This is a genomic window from Paracoccus sp. (in: a-proteobacteria), from assembly GCF_039808215.1.
Lineage (GTDB): Bacteria > Pseudomonadota > Alphaproteobacteria > Rhodobacterales > Rhodobacteraceae > Paracoccus.
In genome coordinates, this window is sequence record NZ_JBDHSP010000132.1 from 1 (window position 1) to 4,342 (window position 4,342).

Consider the following 4,342-nt stretch of genomic DNA (forward strand, 5'->3'; position numbering starts at 1 on the left):
AAGGTCGAGGATGCCGGGCGGAAACGGCGGAAGCCCAAGACGCCCCCCGCCCCGGGTGCGAAGCCGATCACCGACCTTCCGGCCTTCTATGCCGATCTGGTCAACTCGGACCGCTATCTGCCGGTCAGCGCGATCAGCAACACGATGCGCGATGCCATGCTGGCCCGGGGGCTGGTGACAGCCGAACGCCTGCGCGAGCGCGGGGTGCGGTGAATGGCATGGTGTCACGTCCCCGGCACGGACTGTCCCTCTGCGCAGGCGGCGGAGGCCTTGATCTGGGCCTCATGCTCGCAGAACCGGGCTATCACACCCGCGCCTTCGTCGAATGGGAGGACTGGCCGCGCGCTGTCCTCATCGCCGCCCAGCGCACCGGATACTTCGCCCCGGCCCCGATCTGGACCGACCTGCGCAGCTTCGACGCCCGCCCCTTCCGCGGCGCATTCGACGCCGTCCTCGCAGGATATCCCTGCCAGCCCTTCAGCGCGGCCGGAAAGCGCTGTGGCGCCGACGATCCCCGCCACCTCTGGCCCGACGTCTCACGCGTCATCGGAGAATGCCGCCCAGAATGGGTCTTCCTCGAAAATGTCGCCGGTCACGTCACCCTCGGCCTCGAAACCGTCCTGGGAGAGCTTTGGGGATTGGGCTACACGCCTGCGGCGGGCCTGTTCTCGGCGGCAGAGGTCGGCGCGCCGCATGAGCGGCTGCGTATCTTCATCCTGGCCCACACCGATGAGCCTGCATCCCGGCACTGGCCGCTACAACCCAGCCGGGAACAGCGACTTTACCCGGAAGGCGGAAGCACTGGCGCTGGGCATCGCGAAAGCCCTGCCGAACCAGTGGCCGACACCGGCGGCGCAGAACTGGAAGGGCAGCAGCGAGGCGAGCATCACCCGCACCGACGGCAAGTCCCGAATGGACCTGCTGCACTACCGGGCGGAACAGGGCTTCACCCGCCCGGCCCCGGCGATCTCGCCGGATGGGCCGCGGTCCTCGCCACACGCCCCGATCTCGCGCCCGCTCTGGGCTTCGATGATTGCCTCGCATGGGCGCGCCGTCTCGCGGCGGATCCTGAAGGGCCGGTCGCGGCGGCGGCTGAACCCGCTCTTCGTCGGATGGCTGATGGGCTGGCCCATCGGGCACGCGCTCTGCGCCTGCTCGGCAACGGAGTTCACCCTCTGGCAGCAGCACATGCGTGGCGCGCTCTCGCAGCTGCCCATGGCCTCGGGCCCGTGGATCTGGCGGCCGACGTACCAGGCCCAGCGCCCGGCGCAGATGGATTTCCTTGAAGGATTGCAGCCATGAGTTTCCACGGTCGTGTCAGCTGCACCAGGCTCAAGCGCGCGCTGGGCGTACAGGCGGCGCTGGAATGGGCGTTCCGGATCGAACAGGCGCAGCTGGAAATGCCCCTGCCCCCGGACGTCACCGAGGGAGGCTTCGGCTTCGGCCTGGAATACGTGCTGCTGCAACGTGCCGTCCTGGGCTGCAAGATCGACGGCGGCCAGCACAAGATCGGCAGCTACACCCACGAGGACGCCGAGGTCATCGCGGCCACCGTCGCCGGGATCCCCGACAGCCTCGGCGGCAAGCGCATGGCGATCCGCGTTGCCGAACTGGCCCGCGCCGGGCTGACCCCCGACTGGATGCCCGGCGCGGTCCCGCGCTGCGTGCCGACCATCGTCAAGCAGAACCAGCACGGCACACATGCGGGCGCCATCGTCGTAGGGACCGAACGCGTCCGTGTGCGTGGCGCGGGCGCGCGAGCCACATGGAAAACCATCGACATCCTGGCCTGTCCGGTCACGTTCACGCCCCACCCGCAGCAGATCGAGGCCGCCCGGCGTGGTTATGACGACTGGTGGCAGGCGCTGGGCTGGGTTCGCGAGGGGCTGATCGCGGGCGGGATGCTGCGAGAGGTTGAGGTGACAGGGGCGATGCCGAAGGCGCGACCCTGGGAGGGGAGCCGGTGACATGTCAGACGGACCGTCATATCGCAGCTCCGGACTGTCCGACCCACGCTCGGACCTTTCATGTCCGTTCAGACCCTACCGGGCCGCTTCTCCGGTGTTTGGGCGCCCAAATATCCGTCTCTCCGACTTCAAGCTCTCGACCATCACCTTGAAGCCATCCCGAAACGACGTCCCGGACGGCAGCAACACCAGCTTCGGTTCGCAGGGCGCATTCCCAGATTGTCGCAACCCTCCAACCGGCCAGCAACAGCGCCGATCTAGCGGCACTGTCACGCGCCACATTCGAGCTGAACTTCGATGCCCAGAACTCCGGGCGTGTTGCCGGAGTGCTTGCGTAACGGCAGCCCGGGTGCCGGTGCCAGAAGCACCCGTGCACGAAAATGACGGCCTTGTATTTCGGCAGCACAAGATCCGGCTTGCCGGGTATGCCTTTCGCATGGAGGCGGTAGCGGAAGCCCAGCGCGTGCAGGGACCGCCGGAGCACCAGTTCCGGCTTCGTATCCTTTCCGCGGATGCCGGCCATCATACGGGAACGGGTCTGGCTGTCGACGATGTCGGTCATTTGCCCCCTGGCCTCGGCCGATGGACCTAGTATACAGCCAGTGATCCGAATTCGAGAGGTCTCTGATTTGCCAGCCACTTTCGGCATTGTCGATCTGTTTGCAGGTCCGGGCGGCCTTGGAGAGGGATTCGCCTCGCTTGATGTTGGCGGGCAGCATCCCTTCCGCATCGGGATTTCGGTGGAGAAGGAGGCATCGGCACATCGGACACTTCGCCTACGCGCCTTTCTGCGTGACCATGTTTCGCGACACGGCGCCCTTCCGGAAGCCTTCGTGAAGTTCCATGCCACTCTGACGGAAGAGCCGGACTGGTCCGAGGTAGACGCCACCGCATGGACAGAGGCGACGACCGAAGCTCGCTGTCTTGAGCTTGGCAGTGATGCAGCCGCAACAGCCATCGACGAGGCTATCGGTCGGCTGCAACAGAGCTTCGACGACACGATCCTGATCGGGGGCCCGCCCTGTCAGGCCTATTCGCTGGTCGGACGGGCCCGTTCGCGCGGCAAGACGGACTACGTCCCAGAGGAAGACCATCGGCATTACCTTTTCCGCGAATACATCCGCGTGCTGGACCGCTTGCGCCCGGCCGCTTTCGTCATGGAAAACGTCAAGGGCATGCTGTCCTCGACCGTCGAAAGCCGACTGGTTTTCGAGATGCTGATGGAAGACCTGGCCTCGCTTGGCACGGGTCACGGCCATCACTACGAGCTTCGGGCGATCCGCCTTGCCGACGGTATGGCCACCCTGCAAGAGGCGGGACAGCCATCCGACTTCATCGTGCGTGCCGAACAATTCGGTGTTCCGCAGCGCCGCCACCGCGTCATCATCGTTGGGATCCGGTCCGATCTGGCGGCGCGGGCGGTCGGCGCGACCATTTCAGTGTCGGGCCCAACCCGCACGGTCGATGAGACCATCGGCAACATGCCGCCTCTGCGCAGCGGCATCAGCCGCGCGTCAGACGCCGCCGAGGCATGGAGAAAGGAGGTCGCAGGGTTCGCCAGCCTGCTCGCGAAGATTTCCAAGAGCGACGAAGACGGTACCCTCGCGTCGGAATTCCGGGAGATCAGGAAAGTACTGAAGCACGGCGCCGAAACCCGCCGGTCTTCCGTCATGCTACCTTCGGCCTACGGAACGTCGAATGACGACTTGATGCGTTGGCTGGAGCGGCCCGGCTTGCTCGCGCTGGCTCAGCACGAAACCAGGGGTCACATGGCCACGGACCTCGGCCGCTACCTGTTCGCCGCGGTCTTCGGCAAGGTGCGCGGCTATAGCCCGAAGGCGGCCGACTTCCCGCTGGCCCTCAGCCCGGATCATCGGAACTGGCACAGCGGTGTCTTCAACGACCGCTTCCGTGTCCAGCTTGCACACGAGCCTTCGACAACCGTAACCAGCCACATCTCGAAGGACGGTCACTATTTCATCCACCCGGACGCTTTGCAGTGTCGGAGCCTGACGGTGCGCGAGGCCGCCCGGCTGCAGACCTTCCCCGACGACTACTTGTTCCTCGGCAACCGGACACAGCAGTATGTTCAGGTCGGAAACGCGGTGCCACCATTCCTTGCAAGGCAGATTGCAGCGCTAGTCCATGCATCGCTGACAAAACCGGACACCCTCAACCTCTGAGGCACTTCGCGCACCTTGTAACGACGATCCGTTCGCGCCAGAGTAGAGCGTGATTGTACTGCCAAGGGTTCGCATGCAGGAAATTGTCGTTTCAAGACGGGCAGATGCCACTCCTCACGCCGCGGCATTGATCGAGGGTCTGAGGGATATCGGTTATTCTCTCGAAACGGCCATTTCAGACATCATCGACAA

General features: G+C 65.3%; 4 protein-coding genes and 2 pseudogenes. 5 read left to right on the forward strand and 1 reads right to left on the reverse strand.

Going from position 1 to position 4,342, the window contains the following annotated elements:
- The 4 genes and pseudogenes from WMK75_RS18415 to WMK75_RS18430 all read left to right on the forward strand — a co-directional run.
- Nucleotides 1–213, forward strand: a pseudogene (locus WMK75_RS18415) (helix-turn-helix domain-containing protein); the annotation flags it as partial.
- A gap of 71 nt (nucleotides 214–284) precedes the next feature.
- Nucleotides 285–680 (forward strand): annotated as a pseudogene (locus WMK75_RS18420) (DNA cytosine methyltransferase); the annotation flags it as partial.
- Nucleotides 681–729: 49 nt separating this feature from the next.
- A complete protein-coding gene (locus WMK75_RS18425) occupies nucleotides 730–1,302 on the forward strand; it encodes a DNA methyltransferase (protein ID WP_347269039.1) in 573 nt (190 codons plus the stop codon).
- Nucleotides 1,299–1,967: a hypothetical protein gene (locus tag WMK75_RS18430; protein ID WP_347269040.1), complete on the forward strand. Its 669-nt coding sequence runs from the start codon at nucleotides 1,299–1,301 to the stop codon at nucleotides 1,965–1,967. Before WMK75_RS18425 ends, WMK75_RS18430 begins: the two co-directional genes overlap by 4 nt.
- 58 nt (nucleotides 1,968–2,025) lie before the next feature.
- Here WMK75_RS18430 and vsr read toward each other — a convergent pair whose 3' ends face one another.
- Complete coding sequence (gene vsr, locus WMK75_RS18435; protein WP_347269041.1) at nucleotides 2,026–2,529, reverse strand: DNA mismatch endonuclease Vsr; 504 nt, start codon at nucleotides 2,527–2,529, stop codon at nucleotides 2,026–2,028.
- A gap of 67 nt (nucleotides 2,530–2,596) precedes the next feature.
- Between vsr and WMK75_RS18440 the strand changes: the two genes are divergently transcribed.
- Nucleotides 2,597–4,150: a DNA cytosine methyltransferase gene (locus WMK75_RS18440; protein WP_347269042.1), complete on the forward strand. Its 1,554-nt coding sequence runs from the start codon at nucleotides 2,597–2,599 to the stop codon at nucleotides 4,148–4,150.
- Nucleotides 4,151–4,342 lie beyond the last annotated feature (192 nt).

Bases quoted from the DNA above. Each gene is read 5' to 3' on its own strand.
- WMK75_RS18425 (WP_347269039.1), top strand. From the start codon at position 730: ATGAGCCTGCATCCCGGCACTGGCCGCTACAACCCAGCCGGGAACAGC.
- WMK75_RS18430 (WP_347269040.1), top strand. From the start codon at position 1,299: ATGAGTTTCCACGGTCGTGTCAGCTGCACCAGGCTCAAGCGCGCGCTG.
- vsr (WP_347269041.1), bottom strand. From the start codon at position 2,529: ATGACCGACATCGTCGACAGCCAGACCCGTTCCCGTATGATGGCCGGC.